This window comes from Bradyrhizobium sp. SZCCHNR1053 (genome assembly GCF_032381235.1).
In the GTDB taxonomy this organism is placed as follows: Bacteria; Pseudomonadota; Alphaproteobacteria; order Rhizobiales; family Xanthobacteraceae; genus Bradyrhizobium.
The window spans coordinates 765,596-789,262 of sequence record NZ_JAUHJM010000001.1; the positions used below are offsets into that span (position 1 = coordinate 765,596).

Annotated in this window: 23 protein-coding genes and 1 tRNA gene; 11 read left to right on the forward strand and 13 right to left on the reverse strand. The window is 66.0% G+C overall.

What is annotated here, in order from left to right; translation table 11 throughout:
* Positions 1-123: 123 nt before the first annotated feature.
* A tRNA-Leu gene (locus QX051_RS03605) sits at positions 124-208 on the reverse strand.
* 174 nt (positions 209-382) lie between these two features.
* Here QX051_RS03605 and QX051_RS03610 point away from each other — a divergent pair.
* Together QX051_RS03610 and QX051_RS03615 are read left to right on the forward strand one after the other, a co-directional pair.
* A complete protein-coding gene (locus QX051_RS03610; protein WP_315775308.1) occupies positions 383-1,687 on the forward strand; it encodes a multicopper oxidase domain-containing protein in 1,305 nt (434 codons plus the stop codon).
* Positions 1,688-1,714: 27 nt separating this feature from the next.
* A complete protein-coding gene (locus tag QX051_RS03615) occupies positions 1,715-2,797 on the forward strand; it encodes an enolase C-terminal domain-like protein (RefSeq protein WP_315775077.1) in 1,083 nt (360 codons plus the stop codon).
* Positions 2,798-2,941: 144 nt separating this feature from the next.
* On the opposite strand, the gene QX051_RS03620 is transcribed toward QX051_RS03615, so the two are convergent.
* On the reverse strand, positions 2,942-4,441 hold the full coding sequence (locus tag QX051_RS03620) for an NAD(P)H-hydrate dehydratase (RefSeq protein WP_315775078.1): 1,500 nt from the start codon (positions 4,439-4,441) through the stop codon (positions 2,942-2,944).
* A 539-nt stretch (positions 4,442-4,980) separates the two neighbouring features.
* Here QX051_RS03620 and QX051_RS03625 point away from each other — a divergent pair.
* The 3 genes from QX051_RS03625 (at position 4,981) to QX051_RS03635 (ending at position 7,563) form a co-directional block, all read left to right on the forward strand.
* On the forward strand, positions 4,981-5,319 hold the full coding sequence (locus QX051_RS03625) for a P-II family nitrogen regulator (RefSeq protein ID WP_009027873.1): 339 nt from the start codon (positions 4,981-4,983) through the stop codon (positions 5,317-5,319).
* Between the two features lie 222 nt (positions 5,320-5,541).
* Positions 5,542-6,951 carry a type I glutamate--ammonia ligase gene (gene glnA, locus QX051_RS03630; RefSeq protein WP_315738286.1) on the forward strand — a complete coding sequence of 470 codons (1,410 nt, stop codon included), beginning with the start codon at positions 5,542-5,544 and terminating at the stop codon, positions 6,949-6,951.
* Positions 6,952-7,170: 219 nt separating this feature from the next.
* Positions 7,171-7,563 carry a hypothetical protein gene (locus tag QX051_RS03635; RefSeq protein WP_315738287.1) on the forward strand — a complete coding sequence of 131 codons (393 nt, stop codon included), beginning with the start codon at positions 7,171-7,173 and terminating at the stop codon, positions 7,561-7,563.
* A gap of 426 nt (positions 7,564-7,989) precedes the next feature.
* Here QX051_RS03635 and QX051_RS03640 read toward each other — a convergent pair whose 3' ends face one another.
* The 3 genes from QX051_RS03640 to QX051_RS03650 all read right to left on the reverse strand — a co-directional run bounded on the left by QX051_RS03640 (position 7,990) and on the right by QX051_RS03650 (position 10,086).
* Positions 7,990-8,589, reverse strand: a complete 600-nt coding sequence (locus QX051_RS03640; protein ID WP_315775309.1) for a hypothetical protein — start codon at positions 8,587-8,589, stop codon at positions 7,990-7,992.
* Positions 8,590-8,623: 34 nt separating this feature from the next.
* Positions 8,624-9,232, reverse strand: a complete 609-nt coding sequence (locus tag QX051_RS03645; RefSeq protein ID WP_315775079.1) for a hypothetical protein — start codon at positions 9,230-9,232, stop codon at positions 8,624-8,626.
* A gap of 83 nt (positions 9,233-9,315) precedes the next feature.
* On the reverse strand, positions 9,316-10,086 hold the full coding sequence (locus QX051_RS03650) for a gamma-glutamyl-gamma-aminobutyrate hydrolase family protein (protein ID WP_315775081.1): 771 nt from the start codon (positions 10,084-10,086) through the stop codon (positions 9,316-9,318).
* 234 nt (positions 10,087-10,320) lie between these two features.
* Here QX051_RS03650 and QX051_RS03655 point away from each other — a divergent pair, with 234 nt between their 5' ends.
* Positions 10,321-11,469, forward strand: coding sequence for an AI-2E family transporter (locus QX051_RS03655; protein WP_315775082.1), 1,149 nt, complete (start codon positions 10,321-10,323; stop codon positions 11,467-11,469).
* An 18-nt stretch (positions 11,470-11,487) separates the two neighbouring features.
* On the opposite strand, the gene QX051_RS03660 is transcribed toward QX051_RS03655, so the two are convergent.
* From QX051_RS03660 to QX051_RS03675, 4 genes are all read right to left on the reverse strand, one after another.
* Positions 11,488-12,657: a M20 aminoacylase family protein gene (locus QX051_RS03660; RefSeq protein ID WP_315775083.1), complete on the reverse strand. Its 1,170-nt coding sequence runs from the start codon at positions 12,655-12,657 to the stop codon at positions 11,488-11,490.
* A gap of 161 nt (positions 12,658-12,818) precedes the next feature.
* Positions 12,819-13,367 carry a phosphohydrolase gene (locus QX051_RS03665; protein ID WP_315775084.1) on the reverse strand — a complete coding sequence of 183 codons (549 nt, stop codon included), beginning with the start codon at positions 13,365-13,367 and terminating at the stop codon, positions 12,819-12,821.
* A gap of 35 nt (positions 13,368-13,402) precedes the next feature.
* Complete coding sequence (locus tag QX051_RS03670; protein ID WP_315711517.1) at positions 13,403-13,705, reverse strand: antibiotic biosynthesis monooxygenase family protein; 303 nt, start codon at positions 13,703-13,705, stop codon at positions 13,403-13,405.
* A gap of 68 nt (positions 13,706-13,773) precedes the next feature.
* The gene (locus QX051_RS03675; protein WP_315738293.1) at positions 13,774-14,991 is read right to left on the reverse strand and encodes a GGDEF domain-containing protein; all 1,218 of its coding nucleotides are present in this window, start codon (positions 14,989-14,991) and stop codon (positions 13,774-13,776) included.
* Between the two features lie 390 nt (positions 14,992-15,381).
* Between QX051_RS03675 and QX051_RS03680 the strand changes: the two genes are divergently transcribed.
* Positions 15,382-17,481, forward strand: a complete 2,100-nt coding sequence (locus QX051_RS03680) for a LamG-like jellyroll fold domain-containing protein (RefSeq protein WP_315775086.1) — start codon at positions 15,382-15,384, stop codon at positions 17,479-17,481.
* Positions 17,482-17,576: 95 nt separating this feature from the next.
* Here the strand turns inward: QX051_RS03680 and rpsI are convergent, their stop codons facing one another.
* From rpsI to QX051_RS03695, 3 genes are all read right to left on the reverse strand, one after another.
* Positions 17,577-18,059 (reverse strand): 30S ribosomal protein S9, encoded by a 483-nt coding sequence (rpsI, locus tag QX051_RS03685; RefSeq protein ID WP_172109671.1) that lies wholly within the window; start codon positions 18,057-18,059, stop codon positions 17,577-17,579.
* Between the two features lies 1 nt (position 18,060).
* On the reverse strand, positions 18,061-18,525 hold the full coding sequence (gene rplM / locus QX051_RS03690) for a 50S ribosomal protein L13 (RefSeq protein ID WP_315711511.1): 465 nt from the start codon (positions 18,523-18,525) through the stop codon (positions 18,061-18,063).
* Positions 18,526-18,683: 158 nt separating this feature from the next.
* A complete protein-coding gene (locus QX051_RS03695; protein ID WP_315775087.1) occupies positions 18,684-19,112 on the reverse strand; it encodes a PaaI family thioesterase in 429 nt (142 codons plus the stop codon).
* A gap of 84 nt (positions 19,113-19,196) precedes the next feature.
* Between QX051_RS03695 and QX051_RS03700 the strand changes: the two genes are divergently transcribed.
* The 3 genes from QX051_RS03700 to QX051_RS03710 all read left to right on the forward strand — a co-directional run bounded on the left by QX051_RS03700 (position 19,197) and on the right by QX051_RS03710 (position 22,429).
* Positions 19,197-20,018, forward strand: coding sequence for an enoyl-CoA hydratase (locus tag QX051_RS03700; protein WP_315775088.1), 822 nt, complete (start codon positions 19,197-19,199; stop codon positions 20,016-20,018).
* A 317-nt stretch (positions 20,019-20,335) separates the two neighbouring features.
* Positions 20,336-20,920 carry a CoA-binding protein gene (locus QX051_RS03705; RefSeq protein WP_315738297.1) on the forward strand — a complete coding sequence of 195 codons (585 nt, stop codon included), beginning with the start codon at positions 20,336-20,338 and terminating at the stop codon, positions 20,918-20,920.
* Positions 20,921-21,145: 225 nt separating this feature from the next.
* The gene (locus QX051_RS03710; protein ID WP_315775089.1) at positions 21,146-22,429 is read left to right on the forward strand and encodes an O-acetylhomoserine aminocarboxypropyltransferase; all 1,284 of its coding nucleotides are present in this window, start codon (positions 21,146-21,148) and stop codon (positions 22,427-22,429) included.
* Positions 22,430-22,758: 329 nt separating this feature from the next.
* Here QX051_RS03710 and QX051_RS03715 read toward each other — a convergent pair whose 3' ends face one another.
* Positions 22,759-23,031, reverse strand: coding sequence for a hypothetical protein (locus tag QX051_RS03715; protein ID WP_315775090.1), 273 nt, complete (start codon positions 23,029-23,031; stop codon positions 22,759-22,761).
* A gap of 240 nt (positions 23,032-23,271) precedes the next feature.
* Here QX051_RS03715 and QX051_RS03720 point away from each other — a divergent pair, with 240 nt between their 5' ends.
* Complete coding sequence (locus tag QX051_RS03720) at positions 23,272-23,610, forward strand: hypothetical protein (protein ID WP_315738300.1); 339 nt, start codon at positions 23,272-23,274, stop codon at positions 23,608-23,610.
* The last annotated feature ends 57 nt before the right edge of the window (positions 23,611-23,667 follow it).

Sequence of the window (23,667 nt, forward strand, 5' to 3'; positions counted from 1 at the left end):
TCTGACTCAATTGTGGACGACGCGCGGCAAAGGGCCTTGCGTCGGTGGGATCGGCGGCCCCGCTTCTCTGTCCGAGAGGGCGGGTCTGCCGGTAAAACTTGGGGCAAACGCCGGAGAAGCGCTTGGTGCGGGCGGAGGGACTCGAACCCCCACAACTTTCGTCACTGGAACCTAAATCCAGCGCGTCTACCAGTTCCGCCACGCCCGCGTGAACTGCATCGATAGCCCGGCCGCGGTGCCGCGGGCGGCGCGGCTTATACCACGCACGAAACCGTCCGCAGCAAAAAAATGGGCTGTCGAAAGCACCACCGGCAGGCCGATCGACCGTGTCGCACGCACAGATAAGGGAAAACAACATGATCCGCATCCCCCTCATCGCACGATGTTTTGTCGCATGACGGAACCGTCGGAGGGGCTCAGCCGCCGCGCCCTGCTCGGCGGCCTCGCCGCGGCCGGCGCGGCCTCGTTTGCTCGCCCGGCTCCGGCCGCTGGCCGAAACTCGGTTTCCTTGGACGCTCGCGGCGAATCTCTCGCGCTGAGCCCGGGACGTTCACCGAGCCCGCTATGGCGGCTGGCTGCACCGGCTCCGGTGGTCCGGCTCGCACGCGGCACGGCGCTCGATCTGGATCTTTCGAATGGCCTTTCGATCCCGGCCGCGCTGTCCAGCCGCGGCCTCACTTTGCCCGCCCCGCTGCTGGCGCAGCCGGAGATCGGCCCCGGCGGCCGGGCCACCATCCCAGCCTTGGCGTCGCGCGCCGGGACCGGCCTGCTCGACCTGCGGCTGCTCGCCGACGCCGTGCCGATCCGGCCGCTCCCTGTCATCGTCGACGAAGCTGCGACGGTAACTGTCGACCGCGACGAAATTTTCCTGGTCGAGGATTTCAGGCTCAAGGCGGACGGCACCGCGGTTGCGCCAGGAGCCGAAGCGCAAGACACCGAGCTCATCTACACCGTCAACGGGCACACCCAGCCCGAGATCGCGCTGCGAACCCATGCGCGGGTCAGGCTGCGGTTCATCAATGGCTGTCAACGCGCTGTGATCGCGATCAAAATCGCCGACCTCGACGCCGTCCGCGTGATGGCCATCGACGGCCAGCCGGCCGAGCCTTTCCTGGCTCGAAACGGCGCGGTGGTGCTGCCGCCCGGCGGCCGCACCGACGTCTTCCTCGACATGCCCGCCGCCAAGACAACGCTGGCCGTGCTGCTGCACGACGGCAGCAATGCGCGTCCCCTCGCCCGGCTGGTGGCGTCGAGCGAGCCGCCGCTCCGTGCCGCCCCGTTGCCGCCGGCGCCGCCTTTGCCTTCGAACGGTTTGCCGGAAAAGCTGGACCTGAGGACCGCCGCTCGGGCCGAGCTCACGCTCGACGGCGCCGGCTGGCAACCGCCCGCCGCGTTCAACGCCGCCGGCGCCCCCACCTTCCAGGCCAAGGCCGGCCAAGCGGTCGTGCTGGCATTGGCAAACAAGACCGCCGGCACCCATGTGGTCCACCTTCATGGCCAGCCGTTCCGGCTGCTCGACCGGCTCGACGATGGCTGGAAGCCCTATTGGCTCGACACGCTGGCGCTGGAGGCCGGCCAGGCCCAGCGCATTGCATTCCTTGCCGAGCAGTCCGGCCGGTTCCTGGTCGAAGGCATGGCGACGAACTGGGCGGCGCCGCGCCTGCTGCGGTGGTATGAGATCCGGTGAGGAAACGAACCTGAGGGAACAGTCCCCATGATCACTGCCGCCATCACCGGGGTCACGGCGCGTGCCGTGATCACGCCCATGAAGCGTCCCCTGCGCAACGCGTTCGGGATCATCGACTCCGGACCGCTGGTGCTGATCGACGTCGCAACCGATCAGGGGGTTACCGGCCATTCCTACCTGTTCGCTTACACCAGGCTCGCGTTGAAACCGCTGCTGCATCTGGTCGAGGAGATCGGCCGCGAGCTCAAAGGCCAAGCCCTGGTCCCGTTCGACCTGATGAAACTCATGGACGCCAAATTCCGCCTGCTCGGCTGGCAGGGTCTCGTCGGCATGGCCGTCTCGGGCCTCGACATGGCGTTCTGGGACGCGCTCGGTCGGCTCGCGGGCAAGCCCGTGGTCGAGCTGCTCGGCGGCACGGCGCGACCAATTCCGGCCTATGACAGCTATGGCGTGCTCGATGCCAAAGACGACGAGCGCACCTTGCGCACCGCGCGCGACGAGCACGGCTTCCGCGCCATCAAGACCAAGGGCGGTCATGGCGATCTCGCCACCGACGAAACGATGATCAAGGGCCTGCGCGCCCTGCTCGGCCCGGACATGGCGCTGATGCTCGACTTCAACCAGTCGCTCGATCCCACTGAAGCCACGCGCAGAATCACGCGCCTTGCTGCCTACGACCTGACCTGGATCGAGGAGCCGGTGCCGCAGGAAAACCTCTCCGGCCATGCCCGGGTGCGCGAGCGCTCGGAGATCCCGATCCAGGCCGGCGAGAACTGGTGGTTTCCGCGCGGCTTTGCCGAGGCGATCGCCGCCGGCGCCTCGGACTTCATCATGCCCGATTTGATGAAGGTCGGCGGCATCACCGGCTGGCTCAACGTCGCCGGGCAAGCCGATGCGGCCTCGATCCCGATGTCGAGCCACATCCTGCCAGAAGCGAGCGCGCATGTGCTGGCGGTGACGCCGACCGCGCATTGGCTCGAGGTGCTGGACTTTGCCGGCGCCATCCTCGCCGAGCCGCTGCAGGTCATCGACGGCAAGGTGACCGCGCGAGGTCCGGGTCTCGGCCTCGCCTGGAACGAGAACGCGGTCGCGAAGTATCAGGTGCAGTGAGCCCGAAACACGCGCTGCCGCCCTGCCCTGAGCCGTCATCGCCCGGCTCGACCGGGCGGTCCAGTACGCCGAGACGCTGATTGTCACGTCGATGGGCCGCGCAGTACTGGATGCCCGCCTCCGCGGGCATGACAATCTTTGCCGTCAATACTCGACGCCGAACCGGTCAAACAGCCGCCGGAACACCGCAGGCAAGGTCTCCGTCAGATCCTCCGCGATCAGCCCCGGCCCCGCCTCGTTGCCCGCCTCGCCATGCATCCAGACGCCGATGCAGGCGGCTTCGAACGCCGGCACGCCCTGCGCCAACATTCCGGCGATGATGCCGGCGAGCACGTCGCCGGCGCCGGCGGTGGCGAGCCAGGGCGGCGCATTGGCGGCGATCGCGGCGCGGCCGTCGGGCGCGGCCACTGTCGTGTCGGCCCCCTTCAGCAGCACCACGGCGCCACAGCGCGCGGCAGCCGCGCGCACGCGCTCCAGCTTGGAGCGGCCGGGATGCTTGTTGCTGAGATCCGAGAACAGGCGCGGGAATTCGCCCTCGTGCGGCGTCAGCACGATCTGCGCGTCGGCCATCGCCCTGATCTGCTCGAACAGCCGCTCCGGCGCATCGGCGAAGCTCGTCAATGCGTCTGCATCGAGCACGAGATGACGCTGCGCCGACAGCGCGGTGAAGACGAGGTCGCGCGTGCGCTCATTGACGCCCGTTCCGGGCCCGATGATGCAGGTGTTGTAACGCCTGTCGCCGAGCAGCTCGCCGAACTCGATCGCGGTGTCGGCGGCGCGCACCATCACCGCCGTCAGCGCCGCCGCATTGACCGCGAGCGCATCGCGCGGCGAGGCCAGCGTGACCAGACCGGCGCCGGCCCGCAACGCGGCGCGCGCGGCCATCCGCGCCGCGCCTGTCGCGGCGACGTCGCCAGACATCGCGAGCACATGGCCACGCGCGTATTTGTGGCCGTCGATAACAGGCACGGGAAAGCGGCCCTGCCAGAGTTCGGGTTCGTTCTCGAAGGCCTGCGGCCTGATCTCAGCGAGCACCTGGGGATCGATGCCGATGTCGGCGAGCCGGACGCGCCCGCAATGCTGGCGGCCCGGCAGCAGCAGGTGCGCTGGCTTCTTGCGGAAGAAGGTCACCGTCTCGGTGGCGCGGACCGCAATGCCCATCACCGCAGCCGTGGTGCCGTTGATGCCGCTCGGCAGGTCGACGGCGAGCACCGGCGCGCCATTGCCGTTGATCGCTGCGATGACGTCATGGGGCTCGCCGGTGACGGGCCGGCTAAGACCGGCGCCGAATAGCGCGTCGATGATCAGCGCCGGCTTGCCGATCGCCTGCGGCGTGAACGGCAGCACCGGAAACTTCCAGCCCTTGGCGGCGGAGGCCGCATCGCCATGCAGCGCGTCGCGCTCGCACATCAGGATGACCGACACGTCCCTGCCCTGCGCGGCGAGCTCGGCCGCGGCAACGAAGCCGTCGCCGCCATTGTTGCCCGGCCCGCACACGACCACGATCGGCCCGGTCTCGACCAGGTCCATGGCCGCCTCGGCCACCGCCTGTCCGGCACTCAGCATCAGCGAAAAGCCCGGCGTGCCGGCCGCGATCGTCAGCCGGTCGGCGCGCTCCATTTCGCTCGTGGTCAAGATTTCCATAAACCGCTCTCGTCTCCAGCCGCCGTCTTGCGCCGGCAGCCTGATGTCGTCCCCATGGCCTCGCAGGGGACGTCGGCGCCCCGTTCCTCGGAGCCGGTGCGCGCGAATCCCGCGCTTCCTATTGCCGCGCCGGCCCGCAACTTCCAAGGGCGCTGCACATCTGGCAAGGCGCGACGAAACCCGGCACGTCGCCTTTTCCCTGGGCATTTCGGACAGCGCCCGGCTCCGCCGTCAAGACCTGCACAACGTTTGATCTGTTTGCCTAATCTCAAGGCTCCGGTATTCTAGACGTTCCTTGAGGGAATCGTCGGGTGCTCGTGAAATGCCTGATTATCGGCTCGATTTGGGCCCGTTAACGACTTGGCATAGACCCTGCTTTTGTGGAGCCACTTCGGCACGGGGCAAGTCGGGCAGTCAATCACCGGGCCTCCGCCGGAGAGTGTCGGGCCCGGTAACGAAATGATCGAACGACCTGCGCGTGCGCGCAGCCTGACGATGACCCACCTGTTGTTTATAGCGGAATGCCCGGGAGGCGCTCAGTGAAGAAGATCGAAGCCATCATCAAGCCGTTCAAGCTCGACGAGGTGAAGGAGGCGCTTCAGGAAGTGGGACTTCAGGGCATCACCGTCACCGAAGCGAAGGGTTTCGGCCGGCAAAAAGGCCATGCCGAGCTCTACCGGGGCGCCGAATACATCGTCGATTTCCTGCCCAAGGTGAAGATCGAGATCGTGATCGGCGACGACCTGGTCGAGCGCGCGATCGAGGCAATCCGTCGCGCTGCCCAGACCGGCCGCATCGGCGACGGCAAGATCTTCGTGTCCAACATCGAGGAAGCCATCCGCATCCGAACCGGAGAATCCGGGCTGGACGCGATCTAGCCCGACCGCAGGCCTGGAACGGACCGTCCGCTCCAGGCCCCGCACGGAACGTTTGCTGCGCCAGCAGCCCCTATGGCAGCTCAAGTGTCCTCTGCGAGGCGCTTGCACGCGGCCGTTTTGCCGTTTCCGATGTTGTCTTGGCCCCCGCACGAGGCTATGGAGCATGACCCGCGGACGCCGTCCCGCGCCGGGCCGTGACGTTATAAGCCAAGAGGGGTATTCATGAAGACCGCCAAGGACGTCTTGAAAGCAATCAAAGACAACGACGTCAAATACGTCGACCTCCGCTTCACCGACCCGCGGGGCAAGTGGCAGCACGTCACCTTCGACGTCAGCATGATCGACGAAGACATTTTTGCCGAAGGCACGATGTTCGACGGCTCCTCGATCGCCGGCTGGAAGGCGATCAATGAATCCGACATGTGCCTGATGCCCGACCCGGTGACCGCGACGATCGATCCGTTCTTCGCCGAAACGACCATGATCATCACCTGCGACGTGCTCGAGCCGACCACCGGCGAGCCGTACAACCGTGATCCCCGCGGCATCGCCAAGAAGGCCGAGGCGATGGTGAAGTCGATGGGCGTGGGCGACAGCGTGTTCGTCGGTCCCGAAGCCGAGTTCTTCGTGTTCGACGACGTGCGCTACAGCTCCTCGCCCTACAACACCGGCTTCCGCCTCGACTCCTCGGAGCTGCCGACCAATTCCGACACCGAGTATGAGGGCGGCAATCTCGGCCACCGCATCCGCACCAAGGCCGGCTACTTCCCGGTGCCGCCGCAGGACTCGGTGCAGGACATGCGCTCGGAGATGCTCGGCGCCATGGCCCGCATGGGCGTCAAGGTCGAGAAGCACCACCACGAGGTCGCTTCCGCCCAGCACGAGCTCGGCATGAAGTTCGACACGCTGACCCTGATGGCCGACCAGATGCAGATCTACAAGTACTGCATCCACCAGGTCGCGCACATCTACGGCAAGACCGCCACCTTCATGCCGAAGCCGGTCTATGGCGACAACGGTTCGGGCATGCACGTCCACCAGTCGATCTGGAAGGACGGCAAGCCGGTGTTCGCGGGCAACAAGTATTCCGACCTGTCGGAGACCTGCCTGTCCTACATCGCCGGCATCATCAAGCACGCCAAGGCCATCAACGCCTTCACCAACCCGTCGACCAACTCCTACAAGCGTCTGGTCCCGGGCTATGAGGCGCCGGTGCTGCTCGCCTACTCCGCGCGCAACCGCTCGGCGTCCTGCCGCATCCCCTACACCTCCTCGCCGAAGGCCAAGCGCGTCGAGGTCCGTTTCCCCGATCCGCTCGCCAACCCCTATCTCGGCTTTGCCGCGATGCTGATGGCCGGTCTCGACGGCATCAAGAACAAGCTCGATCCGGGCCCGGCGATGGACAAGGACCTCTACGACCTGCCGAAGGAAGAGCTGAAGCAGATCCCGACCGTCTGCGGCTCGCTCCGTGAGGCGCTCGAGAACCTCGACAAGGACCGCGCCTTCCTGAAGGCCGGCGGCGTGTTCGACGACGACTTCATCGACAGCTACATCGCGCTGAAGATGACCGAGGTCGAGCGCTTCGAAATGACCCCGCACCCGGTCGAGTTCGACATGTACTACTCGGGCTAAGGCCCGATAAGATCGGCGGATGACGACACCAGGGCGCCCCTTGCGGGGCGCCCTTTTCGTTGGTGTCGCAGTGCCGTGCTGGCGAATGCCAAGGCCGGCATGAGCGCCAGAACGGCGGTACGACATTCCGCCCAATGACGAATAGGGACAGGCGCAAGGAATAGATCGGGCCGGAATGAGTTTCTATCCCTGTGATCCACATGCATTGGGAGATTTCGAATGACCAAGCTTTCGATCTCGCGCCTCTTCCTGACCGCCGCAATCTCACTCGCGGCGATCTCGTCCGCCAGCGCGGCGCCTCCAACCAAGAGCGGCAGCAGCACGAAGGGCGACATCCTCACCGACAACAAGGGCATGACGCTCTACACGTTCGACAAGGACGTCGACGGCAAATCAGCCTGCAACGGTCCCTGCGCGACCAACTGGCCGGTCCTGAAAGCCGAAGCCAGCGACAAGGCCGACGCCAACTACACCATCATCACCCGGGACGACGGCTCCAGGCAGTGGGCTTACAAGGGCAAGCCGCTCTACACCTTCGCCAAGGATCAGAAGCCCGGCGACATCACAGGCGACGGCTTCCTGAACAACGCCTGGCATCTCGCAAAGCCCTGATCGCAGCCGCGCTCTCGCCACGCGCGGGACGAGCTGTACGGATTGGGCTTGGCCGTAGGAGACGGCCACTCTCGGAGAATCCGCCGGACGCGCCTGCGACCGGCGCCCATTGACGAGCGCTGCGTTGTCGTGGCTATCGAGAAATGCGGCAAGCTTTCCTGATGGAGATCTTGCCGCACCACCCCTGCCCCCAGCGCCCTTCACCGGGCGCCTTTTGTTGGTGGCTGCTCATCTGCGATGATCCAACGGGACTCGTCCTTCGAGACGCTTGGCTATCGCCAAGCTCCTTAAGGATGAGGAGATGGAGGTCGCGCGCAAGGCCGCGGTTTCTCCTCGTGGTGAGGAGCGCCCGTGAGTCAATGAGATCATCCGACAGAAGTGCGCGCGCCGTCTCGAACCATGAGGCCCGAGGGCGCAACTCAGCCGCTATTTCTCGGGAAAGCTCACCACGATCTGCTCGACCACCGGTCCCCATTTGCGCAACTCCGCCTTGTCGGATGCGATGCGATCACCGATCGGATTTCCCTCGTGGTCGTCACTGCCGAAGCGAACGCTGACGGAGCATCCACCCGGCAAAGGACGGCTCAGCGTGCCGCCTTTCCAGTCGACAACGAAGCCGCCACCATCGGTGAAGAACTCGCGGATCAGAAACGGCCTGCCATTGATCTTCTGCACCTCGGCCAAGGTCGAGCCGAGCGTCACGCCGGCAACATTCCAGTGACTCGTCTTGGAGTCGATCAAGGTGAGACGTGACACCCGCTGCATCGTCTCGTCAGCAAAGCCGATCTCGATACGCCGGTCCGGCGCTTTTGGCGACAGCACGACGCCTTGATAAGTGATGTCCTCCACCCCGGTGAACAACTGGTCGTCTGTCACCGCCTCCTGGCCGTAGCGCTGCATCAGGCTCTTGGCGGAGTCCGTGACCGACACCGGCGAGGTGCAGGTGATCGGCCCATCGGCAGGCGGCGCGGTCTGTGCCGATGCCGGCGCAGCCAGAAGCATCAACAACAAGCTCGTTCGGCGCATGCTCGTCCCGGTCAGTCCTGCGACCATGAAGCCATCACTTCGCGGCGAAATTGATGCCGATCTCCGTGACGACGGGCGCGAATTTGACGAGCGCCGGATTGTCGGACGACACCTTCACACCATCGCCCGAAAGCGCCCGCGGCGCGTCCTTGTCCTTGCCGAACCGCACCGTGATCGAGCAGCCGCCCGGCAACATGCGCCCCAGCGTGCCGTTCTTGAAGTCGGTGACGAAGCCGCCATAGTCCCAGCCGAAGCCGCTCACGACGAACGGCTTGCCGTTGGCCTTCTGAACCGCGGCGAGGCTGGCGCCGATGCTGACGCCGCCGACGCTCCAGCGGCTGGTCTTTTCCGTATCGCGCAAGGTCAGCCCGGACACCGTCGCCAACTTGTCGTCGATGAAGCTGACCTCGATGCGGCGGTCCATCGCTCGCGGAAACAGCACGAGGCCCTTATAGGTCTCGCCTTCGGCGCCGGGCAGATCCTGCAGCACCGCCTCATCGCCATAGCGCTGCTTGAGACTCTTCACGGTGTCGGTGGCCGCCACCGGCAGCGTGCAGGTGATCGGTCCCTCGGTGGGCGCCGCATTCTGGGCCAGCGCAGGAGCGGCGAGGAGCAGAGCTGCAGCAGTCAGGACGTGGCGCATCCGGGCTTCCTTGTGACGAGCTCACGATGAGGCGTCTCTGCAGCTTCGTCTGCCGCGCCGGAAATCCGGTTCAGTCCCGGCCTTCAGGATGACAGATGGCGCTTCTTGACTGCCGCCCCGAACGCCTCGAACAGTTTGCGGTTGATCGGGTTCTTCTGCGGGTCATATTCGGCGTGCCATTGCACGCCCAGCGCAAAGCTCGGCGCGTCGGCGATGCGAATGGCCTCGATGGTGCCGTCCTCGGCGATGCCCTCGATCACGACGCGGGCGCCCGGCTCCAGGATGCCCTGACCATGCAGCGAATTGACCTTGATAATGTCGCAGCCGAGGATGCCGGCGAAGGCGCCGCCCGGCGTCAGCTTGACCTCGTGGCGATCGGCGAAGATGACGGTCGGATCGGGATGGATCTCGCCGTTCTCCAGCCGGGGCATGCGATGATTCATGCGGCCGGGAATCTCGCGGATCTCCGGATGCAGCGAGCCGCCGAAGGCGACGTTCATCTCCTGCAGGCCGCGGCAGATGCCGAACAGCGGAATGCCTCTGGAGACGCAGGCCTCCGACAGCTGCAGCGCGACCTCGTCGCGGTGGATGTCGTAGGGCTCGTGCTTGAGGCTCGGCTCGGTGTTGAAACGGGTCGGATGCACATTGGCGCGGGCGCCGGTCAGCACCACGCCATCGACGACATCGAGCAGTGCGGCGATGTCGGTGATCTCGGGAACGCCGGCAAACATCAGCGGCAGCGCGCCCGCGACCTCGGCCACGGCGCTCAGGTTGCGCTCGCCCACCATCTGCACGGTGAACCTATTCTCGACGCGATGGCTGTTGCCGATCACGCCGACCACCGGACGTTTCATTGCTTTCGTTTCTCTCCCTTTTGTCCGGCCTTCGGCTGCCGCATCCGCCAGTCCGGCAGGCACAAATCATGCCTGCGTCGCACGGCAGGATCAACATATGGCCACGCGGGTCCCCAATGCCAATTGCGGACACCCCCGCAAGCGTCCTGCAGCGCCCCACTTCCCCAAGCCTGCGCTTGATCCGCCAGCCGTTTTCGCCAATGTGTGGGGGCCGATCAGCACAGAGGATGCCTCATGACCGCCCCCGCCGACCCACGCCTCCAGGCCCGCAGCGACCTGGCCTGGGCCATTGCCGTGGGCGGCATCGGGGTAACCCTGTTCATGGCCGGCATGGCCTTCACCTGGTATTACGCGGCTGCGATCTTCCTGTTGTTCGCGGGCATGCTGCTCGGCGTCGCGCTCAACGCGATGACCAGCCTGCTCGGCCGCGTGCTGCCCTGGCCGCATCCGGCGCGGCTCGTCATCGTCTGCTTGGCGCTCGCGGCCGTGCTCGTCGGCATCGTCTTCCTCGGCGGCACCACCATCGCGGACCAGGCCAAGGTGCTGAGCGATACGATCAAGTCGCAGCTCGGCAACATCAAGGGCTTCCTCGACCGCAACGGCATCGACACCAGCTTCTTCGACTTCAACGCCGCGAACACGGCCACATCCGCGCCTGATGGCGGCTCGACCACACCGACCCAGACGCCGTCCCATGGCCTGCCGGGCGGCCTGCCCTCGCCGAGCGCGCTGGCCTCCTCCGGCGGCGCCATCGTCAGCCAGACCTTCAAGCTGCTGCTGGGCACCGTCAGCGCCGTCGGTAACTTCTTCATCGTGCTGTTCTTAGGGTTGGCCTTCGCGGCCCAGCCGGCCGTCTACCGCAGCGGATTGCTTTTCCTGGCGCCGGCGAAGTACCGCGACCAGGCCACCGTGATCGTGGACCGCATCAGCTATACGCTGGAGCGCTGGCTGATCGCCCAGATCACGACGATGTTCGCGGTCTTCCTCGTCACCTGGATCGGCCTCGCCATCATCGGCGTGCAGAGCTCGTTCATCCTCGGCATCCAGGCCGGCCTGCTGGCGTTCATTCCGACCGTCGGCGCCATCATCGCCGGCGTCATCGTGGTGCTGGCGAGCCTCGCCTCGGGCTGGGTCGCGGCCGTCTCTGCCTTCGTGCTGTTCCTCGGCGTGCACGCGATGGAGAGCTATGTGCTGACGCCCTTGATCCAGCGCCAGGCGCTGGACATCCCGCCGGCCACGCTGTTTGCGTTCCAGATCCTGCTCGGCATCGTGTTCGGCGTCTGGGGCCTGACCCTGGCGCTGCCGCTGATGGCGATCGCCAAGGTCATGATCGACTATTTCAAGAGCGACCGCCGCACCGAGGACGCCGCGGCCGCGATCTGAGAGATCGGTTGTGGCGGTTCAGCCGGCCGGCATCGCGGTCTCGACGAGCTTGGCCCAATAGCTGATCCCGTGCGGGATCACGTCGTCGTTGAAATCATACTCGGGGTGATGCACGCCGGCCCCATCGCCGATGCCCATGAAGACGAACGCGCCGGGCCGCGCCTGCAGCATGTAGGCGAAATCCTCGCCGCCGAGCCGGGGCGGCATATCGGTGATGACCTTTTCCGGCCCGACGACGCTGCGCGCCACGTCGGCTGCGAACGCGGTCTGCTCCGCGTGATTGATGACGACCGGATAGCCCCATTCATAGTCGATCTCCGCCTCGACGCCCATCCCGCTCGCGAGCGCCGTCACGAGGCCCTTGAAGCGCTCGTCCATCAAGCGGCGGATGTCCTCGTCGAGCGTGCGCACGGTGCCGCCGATGATTGCGGTCTGCGGAATGATGTTGTCGGCGGTCGTCCCCGCGTGAAAGCGCGTGATCGACAGCACCGCGCTTTCGACCGGATCGACGTTGCGCGCCACGATCGTCTGCAGCGCGGTCACGATCTGCGCGCCGGCGATGATCGGATCGACGCATTTGTTCGGCCGCGCGGCATGGCCGCCGAGGCCCTTCAGGCGCACCTCGAAGGTGTCGGCGGCGGCCATCACGGCGCCGGTGCGCGTCGCGACCGTCCCGAGCGGCAGGCCCGGCGCGTTGTGCAGGCCGTAGACCTCCTCGATGCCGAAGCGCTCCATCAGGCCGTCGTCGACCATCGCGCGGCCGCCGGCCCCGCCCTCCTCGGCCGGCTGAAAGATGACGATGGCCGTGCCGGCGAAGTTGCGCGTCTCGGCGAGATAGCGCGCCGCGCCCAGCAGCATCGCGGTGTGGCCGTCATGGCCGCAGGCGTGCATCCGGCCCGGAATGGTGGACTTGTGCGGGATGTCGCTGATCTCCTGCAGCGGCAGCGCGTCCATGTCGGCACGCAGGCCGATCACACGCTGCGACGGCTCGCGCCCGCGGATGACGCCGACGACGCCGGTCCTGCCGATACCGCTGACGACCTCGTCGACACCGAACGAGGCCAGCAGCTCGGCGACACGCGCGGCCGTCCGATGCACCTCGTAGAGCAGCTCGGGATGCTGGTGGAAATCGCGGCGCCAGACCTTGGCGTCTTCCGCCAGCTCGGCGGCGCGGTTGATGATCGGCATGACGGAGTTCCAGAAAATGAGGAGCACGCCATGGCGACGCGCATGTCATCTCATTGCATGTCGAGCCGCAGCAAAAGACAAGCCACATTCGCTCATGCGATGCTGCGCAGGCTGCATTGCCGCAGCGATGCGGCCGCTCGAAATGCCTGAGCTGATCCTGCCTATGATCGAAGACCGCTCAGCTCGCGCGCGAGGTTGGCCCGCGCCTTCTGGTCGAGGGCAGCGGCAAAGCCCGCATCCGGATAGATCACGGGGCGCCCCGCGAACCGCTCCAGCACGGCCGCGCGCCCGGCGCGGTAGGCGTCGTCCGGCACGTGCGCATATTCGCGCCGGATCGCATCCGCATAGGCGTCGTAGCCGGCCTCATCGGTGCCGAGAATGGCGAGATCGATCGAGACGAGCAGCGCGCCCAGCCGATCGCCGGGCGCGACATCGTGCGTCCGGGTCAGCCGGATCAGGCGTCCGACCTCGTCGCGCAGCTCGGGCGCGACGTGACGCTCGGCAAGGATGGCGCTCTGCTCCTCGTTGTCGGAGCGCGTGGGATCATACACGACGTCGTGCCACCAGATCGCGAGGGTCAGGATCTCGCGGTCGCGGACGCTGAGGTCCGCGACGCGATCGAGCTGGGCCAGGCAGTCCCGGACGTGGCGAAGATCATGGTAGTGCCGTCCGGCGGCAGCGTAGGCTTCGACCAGATCGTCATGCGTCATGATGGTGTTCCGCGGCGAGCAGCGCTGGCGCGGCCTCAGCCGGCCGAAGTCAGCACCGTCTCGGTGTGCTCGACATCCGGAGGATTGGCAAAATACTGCCCGACCAGGCCGCGCCATTCGGTGAAGTTCTCCGAGCCGCGGAAATCGACCGTGTGGTTTTCGAGCGTCTCCCACTTCACCATCAGGCGGTAGCGCTGCGGCTTCTCGATCGATTTGTGCAGCTCGAAGCCGTGAAAGCCCTTGGAGCGGCCGAAAGCAGCGCGTGCTTTCGCGACCGCGGCCTCGAAATCCTTCTCCGTGCCCGGCTTGACGTCGATCTGGGCGATTTCCGTGATCATGTTCTGTCGGCCTCCCCTGGTGTGGGCCGCTTGTCTAGCCCAGACCTCGGGAGAGCGAAAGCCGCGCCTCAGCTGGACAACACCGCCTGTCCCGACTGCGGCAGGCTGGCAGCGGCGCGCTGGCGGCGGTAGCGGTCGAGCGACAGTGGCAGCTCCGCCGACGCTTCGACCCGGTTGCGCCCGGAACGCTTGGCCTTGTAGAGGGCGGTATCGGCGGCCGCGAGCAGCACGTCGAGATCGGTCCCGCCCGGCCCGCCGGCGACACCGATGCTGACGGTGGTGTCGACCGGCTTGTCCTCGCACACCACGCCGGAGGCCGCGAACGCCTCACGGACACGCTCGGCGGCGACCATGGCCTCTTCGATCGAACAGGGCAAAAGTGCTGCGAACTCCTCGCCACCGATCCGCCCCGAGAGATCGGTGAGGCGCAGATTGTTGACCACGACGTTTGCGAACAGCTTCAGGACCTCGTCGCCCTCGGCGTGGCCGAAGCGGTCGTTGATCGACTTGAAATGATCGATGTCGAAGATCAGCACGCTGACCGGGCGCTGCTCGCGCGCCTCGCGCTCGATGAGCTGCGCGGAGGACTCGGCAAAGCCGCGGCGGTTGAGCAGGCCCGTCAGCGGGTCGGTGGTCGCCGCGCGCTTGTGGGCGCTGACGATGCGCTCTGACACCAGCATGAAGATCACGAACACGGTGCCGACCGCATAGAGCACGAGCTCGATCGAAAAGATCGTGACCCAGGCCGCGGCGAAGGCGCCGTCGGAATCGCGCAGCATGTTGCCGAGCAGGATCGGCAGCATCAGGACGAAGCCGTGCATCACCGGCACGATCAGCGCCGGCCAGCGCTTGTGCAAGGTCCGCCGCCGCTCCTGCCACAGCTCGGCCGCGGTCAGCATGGCGTAGATCACGACGATCGCGGCGCCGATCGTCAGCCGCAGCGCCTGCGCCGACGCATCGAGCAGCATGCCGCTGGCGATCCAGACCGTCGCGCCGAGCACGAGCCCAAGCACGCTCGGCGGCTTGCCGTGGAACACGCGCGCGGCATTCCACACCATGGCGGTGGCGATCAGACCGATGGAGCTCAGGAACAGCGACACCACCTCACCATAGAGCTCGCCGATCAGCGTCCACAGCGCGATCGCGACGGCGCCGAGAATATAGGCCGCCCCCCACCAGCGCAGCGCCGGCGTGTTCTCCTGTCGACCGAAATGGAGCAACATGGCGCCAAGCAGCGCCGCGACCATGGTCGCTACGATGTCGAGCGTCATGCTATCAAGCGCCATCGATCACCTCGGTTGCTGCGGCGGCGCGGGAAGTCAGGGTTAGCGCGGCCTTATCGCGATCAACCTAGCGGGCGGTTTGTTGGAAAGAGGTTTGCCTGGGATGCCAAGTTTTCTCGAAAAGCCCGGCGCAACTCGTCAACAAATTGCTGCGCAAGAAATCTGCAAACAGGATTCAAAAATGCCGAGGCAATCCGCGCGACCGCCCGCCCAGATTGCACACGGCACACACCCCTTCATTGATAGTTGTGCGCCCCCGCGTGCGGAATCAATGGTTTCCCGTCCTGCGGCGAACACTCATCGAAACGATAAGAAACCTTCTCAAATTTGAGATCATCTCTCCCTAACACGTCCCGACCGCGGCGCGATCCGCCGCTCGAGGTGGGGACGAGGATGTCTTTCGACGACGATTCATCGAACAACAAGCCGGCCGCAGGCCATCATCCGTCGCGCGGTCCGGAGCCGGTGCAGGGCGTGGACCGCCGCACGCTGCTGCGCAACGCGATGGGCGTTTCGGCGCTCGGCCTCGGCGCCAGCCTGCTGCCCGGCCAGGCGGCGCACGCGCATTGGCGCATGCATCATCACCATCGTCACGTGACGACCAGCTTCGCGCTCGCCGTCCTCCCCGATACGCAGTTCTACTCGCGCTATGCAACGTCGGAAGAAGGCCAGGCCTATCAGCGCCAGTATGGCAGCACGCCCTATCCGGCGCAGACGCAGTTCATCGTCGACAACGCCGCGAAGTATCACATCCCGTTCACGATCCATCTCGGCGACGTCGTCGACCAGTCCAAGCATCCGCAGCAATGGGCGGTCGCCGATGCCGCGATGAAGCTCTTGGAGAACGCCGGCCGGCCGTATTCGGTGCTCGCCGGCAATCACGACGTGCTGTCGGCGCTGGAGTTCGAAAGCGCGGCAAGCCAGAGCGCGGGCACCGATGCGCAGCGCGGCTCATCCGAGCCCTATCTCTCATGGTTTCCGACCAGCCGCGCGGCGAAGCAGCGGACCTTCCTGGAGCGCCATCCGACCGGCTGGCACGAGGCGCATGTGTTCCACGCCTGCGGCGTCAGCTTCATGGTGCTGTCGCTGTCCTGGCGCGCCTCGGATGATGCCATCGCCTGGGCGCGCAGCATGATCGCGCGCCATCCGATGCTGCCGGTCATCCTCGCCAATCACCAGTTGCTCAACATCGCCAATGACGGCACGAGCCCGCTCGAGGTCGCCTACGGCCAGTATCTCTGGGACAAGCTGATCCGCAGCAACGACCAGATCTTCATGACCCTCAACGGCCACTATCATGGCGGCGCGCTGCTGACGAAGATCAACGACTTCCACAATCCGGTCCACCAGATGGTGGTCGACTATCAGATGGCCTATCAGGGCGGCAACGGCCTGATGCGGCTCTACGAGTTCGACTTCACCCGCAACAAGATCGACGTCGCCTCGTTCTCACCGTGGGTGGTCGCGAAGCCGAAGGACAGCCTCAAGCAGTTCGACCGCGCCTGGCTGACCGAGGACAATCACGAGTTCACCATTCCCATCGACTTCCGCCGCCGCTTCGCCCGCTTCACCAATTTCTGCCATCTGCCGGCCTTCGCCGGCACGCCGATCCTGCCGCGCGTCAAGCAGGATCTCTACGCCAACTACACCGAGGCGCCCGAGCCGGTGGTGGTGCCGCCGGCGAACGAGCAGGACTATCCGCTGATCGCCGAGACGGTTGCGCATTGGCGGATCGCCTCGTCGGCGATCGGCAAGGCGGTGGCCGCCGGCACTGCACTGCCGGACCTCACCGCCGCCAACCCGATGCAGCGCGCCTCGCTCACGGGCGCAGCTCAAGTGGCTGACGTCGCCTTCACCGCCGACAAGCATCGCCTGTCCTCGGCGCCGGGCAGCATGCAGTTCCTCAACACGACCAAGCAGGGCGCCGGCCGCTTCAGCTGGTTCACGACCGCGGCCAACGCGCCGATCAACGCGGCAACGTTCGCATCCGGCTATACCGTCGAAGCCTTCATCAAGATCGATCCGAACTGGAAAGCCAGCGACCACGCCTGGTGCAACATCCTCACCCGCTTCGGCAACCGCGGCTGGCTGCCCGGCTATGCCGGCGGCGACCCGGAATCGCCGCCGATCCTGTTTGCGATCTCGAACCTGCGCGAGGTGCAGTGGGAGATCGTACCGTCGAGTGCGACGCTGCAGCCGCAGACCGACTGGTCCGGCGAGATCATGCTCGACACGTGGTACCACCTCGCCATCGTCAACGATCCCAAGGACAATTCGACCGTGCTCTACATCGAGGGCGCGCCGGTCGTGCGCAGCGTCATCGGCGGCAACGGCATCGCCTCGACGGCGGCGTCGCAGCCCTGGGCACTCGGCTGCGGCTGGTGGGATCGCGCACCGGCGGACGGCTTCATCGGCAGCATCGGCGAGGTCCGCGTGGTGTCGAAGCCGCTGGCACCGAACCAATGGCTGACGGCGCGCCGCGCCAGCGCCTGATCCGCACAGGCCTCACGCAAAACAAAACGGGCGCCCGCGAGGGCGCCCGTTCGTATTGGAGAGCAAGGGATCCGGCCGCAGCCGGAGCCAGGAGATCAGCGCTTCGAGAACTGGAAGGAGCGGCGGGCCTTGGCCTTGCCGTACTTCTTACGCTCGACGACGCGCGAGTCGCGGGTCAGGAAGCCGCCCTTCTTGAGGACGCCGCGCAGCTCCGGCTCGAAGTTCGTCAGCGCCTTGGACAGGCCGTGACGGACCGCACCGGCCTGGCCGGACAGGCCGCCGCCGGCGACCGTGCAGATCACGTCGTACTGGCCCTTGCGGGCGGCGACGACCATCGGCTGCTCGATCATCATGCGCAGCACCGGACGGGCGAAGTAGACCTCGATGTCGCGGGTGTTGACGGTGACCTTGCCGGAGCCCGGCTTGATCCAGACGCGGGCGACCGCGTCCTTGCGCTTGCCGGTGGCATAGGCGCGGCCGAACTTGTCGACCTTCTTCTCATACTTCGGAGCGTCGGGAGCCGTGACGGCGCCCTTGAGCTGCGACAGCTGATCGAGAGACTGGATGCTTTCGGCCATCTTATGCGGCCCTCGTGTTCTTGCGGTTCAACTTGGCGATGTCGATCTTCTCGGGGTTCTGCGCCTCGTGCGGATGATCGGGTCCGCCATAGACACGCAGATTGCCCATCTGCACGCGGCCGAGCGGCCCACGCGGGATCATGCGCTCGATGGCCTTCTCGATCACGCGCTCGGGGAAGCGACCCTCGAGGATCTGGCGCGCGGTGCGCTCCTTGACGTGACCGACATAGCCGGTGTGCTTGTAGTACACCTTCTGCTCGCGCTTGCGGCCGGTCAGGACGGCGTGCGCGGCATTGACGATGATGACGTTGTCGCCGCAGTCGACGTGCGGCGTGTAGATCGGGAGGTGCTTGCCGCGCAGCCGCATGGCGACCAGCGTAGCGAGACGGCCGACGACCAGACCCTTGGCGTCGATCACGACCCACTTCTTCTGGACCTCGGCCGGCTTTGCCGAAAAGGTTTTCATGAGAGATATCCGTGACAGGGAGAATGCGGCGCGGATGACGCGCCGAACTGGTCGCAGCTTCTAGAGAAGCGCCCCGCATTCGTCAACGCCATCGGCGCAAAATTACGCCAACGAAAACATGGGGTTATAAATATGGTGCAATAATACCCTCGAAAACCTCACGCATTCGGAATGGAATAGGTGGCCGTGACGTGGGCGATCGGATCAGGCGATTCCCCTGACAATAGCGTGACTTCGCCGACCGCGAGCCGCTTGCCGAGCTTGAGCAGCCGCGCCTCGGCCAGCACGTCGGCGCCGGCCGCGCCCTTGCGCAGGAAGTTGATGTTGAGATTCGTGGTCACGGCAAGACCGACCGGGCCGATCGCCGACAGCAGCACCACGTACATCGCGAAGTCGGCCAGCGCCATCAGGGTGGGCCCGGAGACCGTGCCGCCGGGACGCAGCATGCGCTCGTTGAAGCGCTGGCGCATCCGGCAGCTCCGGCCGTCGGCGCTCTCGATGCTGATGTCGCCGCCGGTGCGGAAAGCCTGGGGAAATTCCGCGTGCAGGAACGTTTCGAGTTCCGCGATGGTCATCTTCGCCGTCATGTCTCCCCCTGCTCTGTCGCGTTGCCTTCTGTTACATTAGCCGCGATCCAGCGCCCAAACGGAAATCGCCAACCGGAAATCGCAATGTCCGCCCCTGCCCCCGCCAATGCCGCCGACGCGCCGATCCTCGCGCGCGAGATGGCCGGCGCCGTCGCCGTGCTGACGCTGAACCGGCCGGCACAGCGTAACAGCCTGTCGGAGCCGCTGATCGCGGAGCTGCATCAGGCGCTGGCCGAGATCGGTGCCGACAAGGCCGTGCGCGCGGTGGTGATCGCGGCCAATGGTCCGGCATTCTGCGCAGGTCACGACCTCAAGGAGCTCACCGCCCGTCGCGGCGATGCCGACCGCGGCCGCGCCTTCTTCGCCAAGCTGATGAACGCCTGCAGCGCGATGATGCAGCGAATCGTGCATCTGCCGAAACCCGTCGTCGCCTCCGTGCAGGGCATCGCCACCGCAGCCGGCTGCCAGCTGGTCGCGAGCTGCGATCTCGCCGTCGCCTCCGAGCGCGCGTCGTTCGCGACGCCCGGCGTCGACATCGGCCTGTTCTGCTCGACGCCGATGGTGGCCTTGTCGCGCAACGTGCCCCGCAAGCAGGCGATGGAGATGCTGCTGACCGGCGAGCCGGTTCCGGCGGAACGCGCCCGCGACATCGGCCTCGTCAACCGCGTGGTCGCAGCCGGAACGGAACGCGACGCGGCGATTGCGCTGGCACAACAAGTGGCGCGCAAATCCGCCTATACAATCAAGCTCGGCAAGGAAGCATTCTACCGCCAGGCTGAGATGAGCCTTGCCGACGCCTATCGTTATGCGGCAGAGGTGATGACGCAGAACATGCTCGCCCGCGACGCGGAAGAAGGCATCGGCGCCTTCATCGAGAAGCGGACTCCGACCTGGCGGGATGAGTGACGCCCGCCGCTCTCTCCTCCGTCATTGCGAGCGCAGCGGCGTGTCGGCCGAAGCCTGCAAGGCGAAGGCGGACGCAATCCAGAGTTCCACCCGAGCCCCTGGATTGCTTCGTCGCGGAGCCTGTCATCGGGCCGCGCGTTCGCGCGGACCCGTTGGCTCCCTCGCAATGACGGCATCAATAACTTCGTCATTCCGGGGCGATGCGAAGCATCGAACCCGGAATCTCGAGATTGCTGAACTCAGCTCGGGATTCCGGGTTCGCCCTTCGGGCGCCCCGGAATGACGATGCCCGATATAACTAATAGAAACGTGCCCCCATGAATCACGACACCTATCCCGACGACTACATCCGCGGCATCCTCAACGGCGTGAAGGTCATCGCGATGGTCGGCGCCTCGCCGTCCGAGATCAGGCCGAGCTTCTTCGCCTTCAAATATCTGGTGCAGCGCGGCTACGACATGATCCCGGTCAATCCCGGCCATGTCGGCAAGAGCCTGATGGGCCGGCCGTTCGTCGCCTCGCTCGCCGACATCGGCCGTCCCATCGACATGGTCGACATCTTCCGCAGCTCGCAGCACATCATGCCCGTGGTCGACGAGGCGCTGAAGCTGCAGCCCTTGCCGAAGGTGATCTGGATGCAGCTCGGCGCGCGTGACGATGCGGCGGCCGAAAAGGCCGAGGCCGCTGGGCTGAAGGTCGTCATGAATCGCTGCCCCAAGATCGAATATGGCCGGCTGTCGTCGGAGATCTCCTGGATGGGTGTCAACTCGCGCACCATCAGCGCCAAGCGCGCGCCGATCCCGACCCAGGGCATGCGGCTGTCGCTAAACCGCACCAGCGTCGGCGGCGGCACGACGGCAGCGGCCGACCGCGCCGCGAAGGACAGAAGCGATCCCTCCTGACGCATCTGCGAAAGGATCGTGTCGCGACGACGGCGCGACACAGCAACGCATTTCAAATCCGACTGATTATCGCCGCCAGCCTTGACGGCATCCTGGCTGGTGGCAAATGTCCCCGCCGGGATGACGCGGAGGCGCACGACGGCGCGCTATCGACACCGTCTCCCATCATCCATCCCTGCATCAGCCGGCGCCGCTGCGCGAGGGATCAAGCCAAGAGGAAACATCATGACCGACCGTGCCCCGGGATTTGCCACCCTCGCCATTCACGCCGGCGCCCAGCCTGACCCCACCACCGGCGCGCGGGCGACGCCGATCTATCAGACCACGTCGTTCGTGTTCAACGATGCCGACCACGCCGCCTCGCTGTTCGGGCTGCAGGCGTTCGGCAACATCTATACCCGCATCGGCAACCCCACCAACGCCGTGCTCGAGGAGCGCGTCGCAGCTCTCGAGGGCGGCACCGCCGCGCTGGCCGTGGCCTCTGGCCATGCCGCGCAGGTCGTGGCGCTGCAGCAGCTGCTGTCCCCCGGCGACGAGTTCATCGCCGCGCGAAAACTCTACGGCGGCTCGATCAACCAGTTCACGCATGCGTTCAAGAGCTTTGGCTGGAACGTGGTGTGGGCCGACACCGATGACGTCGCGAGCTTCGAGGCGGCGGTGAGCCCACGCACCAAGGCTGTATTCATCGAGTCGATCGCCAATCCCGGCGGCACCATCACCGACATCGAGGCGGTCGCGCAGGTGGCGCGCAAGGCGGGCGTGCCGCTGATCGTCGACAACACGCTGGCCTCGCCCTATCTGATCCGCCCGATCGATCACGGCGCCGACATCGTGCTGCACTCGCTGACCAAGTTCTTAGGCGGCCACGGCAACTCGATCGGCGGCGTCATCGTCGATGCCGGCACCTTCGACTGGGCCGGCAGCGGCGACAAATATCCGATGCTGACGCAGCCGCGTCCCGAATATCACGGCATCCGGCTCCACGAGACGTTCGGCAATTTCGCCTTCGCCATTGCCTGCCGCGTGCTGGGCTTGCGTGATCTCGGACCGGCGCTGTCGCCATTCAACGCCTTCATGATCCTGACCGGCATCGAGACCCTGCCGCTGCGCATGCAGAAGCACTGCGACAACGCCAAGGCGGTCGCAGAATTTCTCAACCGCCATCCGGCGGTCGCCGCGGTGAACTATGCCGGCCTGCCCGAGAATAGATATCACACGCTCGCCCGCAAATACTGCCCGAAGGGCGCCGGCGCCGTGTTCACCTTCTCGCTCAAGGGCGGCTACGACGCCGGCGTCAAGCTGGTGTCGAACCTGAAGCTGTTCTCGCATCTCGCCAATGTCGGCGACACCCGCTCGCTGGTGATCCACCCGGCCTCGACCACGCACAGCCAGCTCGACGACGCAGCGAAGATCAAGGCCGGCGCCGGCCCCGACATCGTTCGCATCTCCGTCGGCATCGAGGACAAGGAAGACCTGATCGCCGACCTCGAGCAGGCGCTGAGCGCGTAAGGCGCGTTTCGCTCCACGGATCGCGCCGCGCGTCGACATGCGGCGTGACGAGCGCATCCCTCACCACGTCATGGCCGGGCTTGTCCCGGCCATTCATGTCTTTGCCCCGGCAATGACGACGTGGCTGCCCGGGCCGTCGCCGCGCCGAAGGGGCTTCGGCCCCGCAGGCGGGACAAGCCCGCGCATGACGAGTAACTGACGGCTGAGACAGCAAGCGGCCCCGAAAACAAAGAGAGCGCGGGCGGCCCCCTGGGCTTCCGCGCTCTCCTTCGTCCCACGGCCGGGCCGTTGCCGGCTTCTCGGACCGCGCCCTCGTTAACTCCAGGTGATCATCTCATCAGCCGCAACAGGCGCGCGTGCATCTGGCCGGCCAGTGGCAGCGCGGAGGCCGCGATCAGCCGGCTTGCCGACAGCGCCTGCAGTCCTGCGGCGCCCTCGTCGATGGCAGCGAGTTCAGCGTTGACTGAGCCGGTCCGTGATTGGAGATTTTGGCGCGCCGACGCCGAAAACATGATCACCGACATGCTCGAAACCTTCTGGTCTGAGACTCTGATGAAATGCAGCAGAGATTTTCGCGCCCGGACGCAGCGGCCGGGCTGCATTCGGCCGACCTTCAAAATCGCCGGCAGCAGTAAGCTTGCACCCGCAGAACTTAACAAAAGCTGAAAATGCCCGTCCTTCTACGGATGATTGCAGCCAACTGTCGGACGCCGGAAGGATTTCGTTAACCATACCCGGCTCATCCTGCCGCCCATGGAATCGCCTTCCGGACCCGCGTGAAAGCAGCGGTGGATGTATCGCGAAGCGCCGACGCCACCCGAACAGAAGTCGAGGAGAGCAGGATGCGAACGTTGGTGATCATGATGCTGCTGGCGGCCATCGCGGCGAACGGCGTCGTGCTCGCAGCCGACCTGCCGGCCGTCCACGACAAGATCGTCCACATCAAGGCCCGCCGCGCCGTGAGAGCGCCGCCGCCGACGGTCGTCGTCGTCAGGGACCAGGACTCGCTCATCTCCCCGATGTGGCCCTCGACGCCGCTGCTGTTCGGCCGCCAGGAGCTGCCCGGCTATTACGGCCGCGCCTTCTCCTACGACTACCAGGGCCCCTATTACGGCGGCGAAGGCTACACCAACTACATGTTCCGCCTGCCCTACGCGTGCGGCGTGTACGGGTATTGCTGAGCGAGGTGCCGTCGGCATGTAAGTAGTCCGGATGAGCGAAGCGACATCCGGGACGAC

What these genes read in the sequence shown, in the direction of transcription:
- rpsI (WP_172109671.1), bottom strand. Translation starts at nt 18,059, where the DNA reads ATGGCCGAAAGCATCCAGTCTCTCGATCAGCTGTCGCAGCTCAAGGGC.
- QX051_RS03670 (WP_315711517.1), bottom strand. Translation starts at nt 13,705, where the DNA reads ATGATCACGGAAATCGCCCAGATCGACGTCAAGCCGGGCACGGAGAAG.
- QX051_RS03635 (WP_315738287.1), top strand. Translation starts at nt 7,171, where the DNA reads ATGACCAAGCTTTCGATCTCGCGCCTCTTCCTGACCGCCGCAATCTCA.
- QX051_RS03650 (WP_315775081.1), bottom strand. Translation starts at nt 10,086, where the DNA reads ATGAAACGTCCGGTGGTCGGCGTGATCGGCAACAGCCATCGCGTCGAG.
- QX051_RS03645 (WP_315775079.1), bottom strand. Translation starts at nt 9,232, where the DNA reads ATGCGCCACGTCCTGACTGCTGCAGCTCTGCTCCTCGCCGCTCCTGCG.
- QX051_RS03610 (WP_315775308.1), top strand. Translation starts at nt 383, where the DNA reads ATGTTTTGTCGCATGACGGAACCGTCGGAGGGGCTCAGCCGCCGCGCC.
- QX051_RS03710 (WP_315775089.1), top strand. Translation starts at nt 21,146, where the DNA reads ATGACCGACCGTGCCCCGGGATTTGCCACCCTCGCCATTCACGCCGGC.
- QX051_RS03660 (WP_315775083.1), bottom strand. Translation starts at nt 12,657, where the DNA reads ATGCCGATCATCAACCGCGCCGCCGAGCTGGCGGAAGACGCCAAGGTC.
- QX051_RS03705 (WP_315738297.1), top strand. Translation starts at nt 20,336, where the DNA reads ATGAATCACGACACCTATCCCGACGACTACATCCGCGGCATCCTCAAC.
- glnA (WP_315738286.1), top strand. Translation starts at nt 5,542, where the DNA reads ATGAAGACCGCCAAGGACGTCTTGAAAGCAATCAAAGACAACGACGTC.
- rplM (WP_315711511.1), bottom strand. Translation starts at nt 18,525, where the DNA reads ATGAAAACCTTTTCGGCAAAGCCGGCCGAGGTCCAGAAGAAGTGGGTC.
- QX051_RS03620 (WP_315775078.1), bottom strand. Translation starts at nt 4,441, where the DNA reads ATGGAAATCTTGACCACGAGCGAAATGGAGCGCGCCGACCGGCTGACG.
- QX051_RS03675 (WP_315738293.1), bottom strand. Translation starts at nt 14,991, where the DNA reads ATGGCGCTTGATAGCATGACGCTCGACATCGTAGCGACCATGGTCGCG.
- QX051_RS03720 (WP_315738300.1), top strand. Translation starts at nt 23,272, where the DNA reads ATGCGAACGTTGGTGATCATGATGCTGCTGGCGGCCATCGCGGCGAAC.
- QX051_RS03615 (WP_315775077.1), top strand. Translation starts at nt 1,715, where the DNA reads ATGATCACTGCCGCCATCACCGGGGTCACGGCGCGTGCCGTGATCACG.
- QX051_RS03665 (WP_315775084.1), bottom strand. Translation starts at nt 13,367, where the DNA reads ATGACGCATGACGATCTGGTCGAAGCCTACGCTGCCGCCGGACGGCAC.
- QX051_RS03640 (WP_315775309.1), bottom strand. Translation starts at nt 8,589, where the DNA reads ATGCGCCGAACGAGCTTGTTGTTGATGCTTCTGGCTGCGCCGGCATCG.
- QX051_RS03715 (WP_315775090.1), bottom strand. Translation starts at nt 23,031, where the DNA reads ATGCAGCCCGGCCGCTGCGTCCGGGCGCGAAAATCTCTGCTGCATTTC.
- QX051_RS03700 (WP_315775088.1), top strand. Translation starts at nt 19,197, where the DNA reads ATGTCCGCCCCTGCCCCCGCCAATGCCGCCGACGCGCCGATCCTCGCG.
- QX051_RS03680 (WP_315775086.1), top strand. Translation starts at nt 15,382, where the DNA reads ATGTCTTTCGACGACGATTCATCGAACAACAAGCCGGCCGCAGGCCAT.
- QX051_RS03655 (WP_315775082.1), top strand. Translation starts at nt 10,321, where the DNA reads ATGACCGCCCCCGCCGACCCACGCCTCCAGGCCCGCAGCGACCTGGCC.
- QX051_RS03695 (WP_315775087.1), bottom strand. Translation starts at nt 19,112, where the DNA reads ATGACGGCGAAGATGACCATCGCGGAACTCGAAACGTTCCTGCACGCG.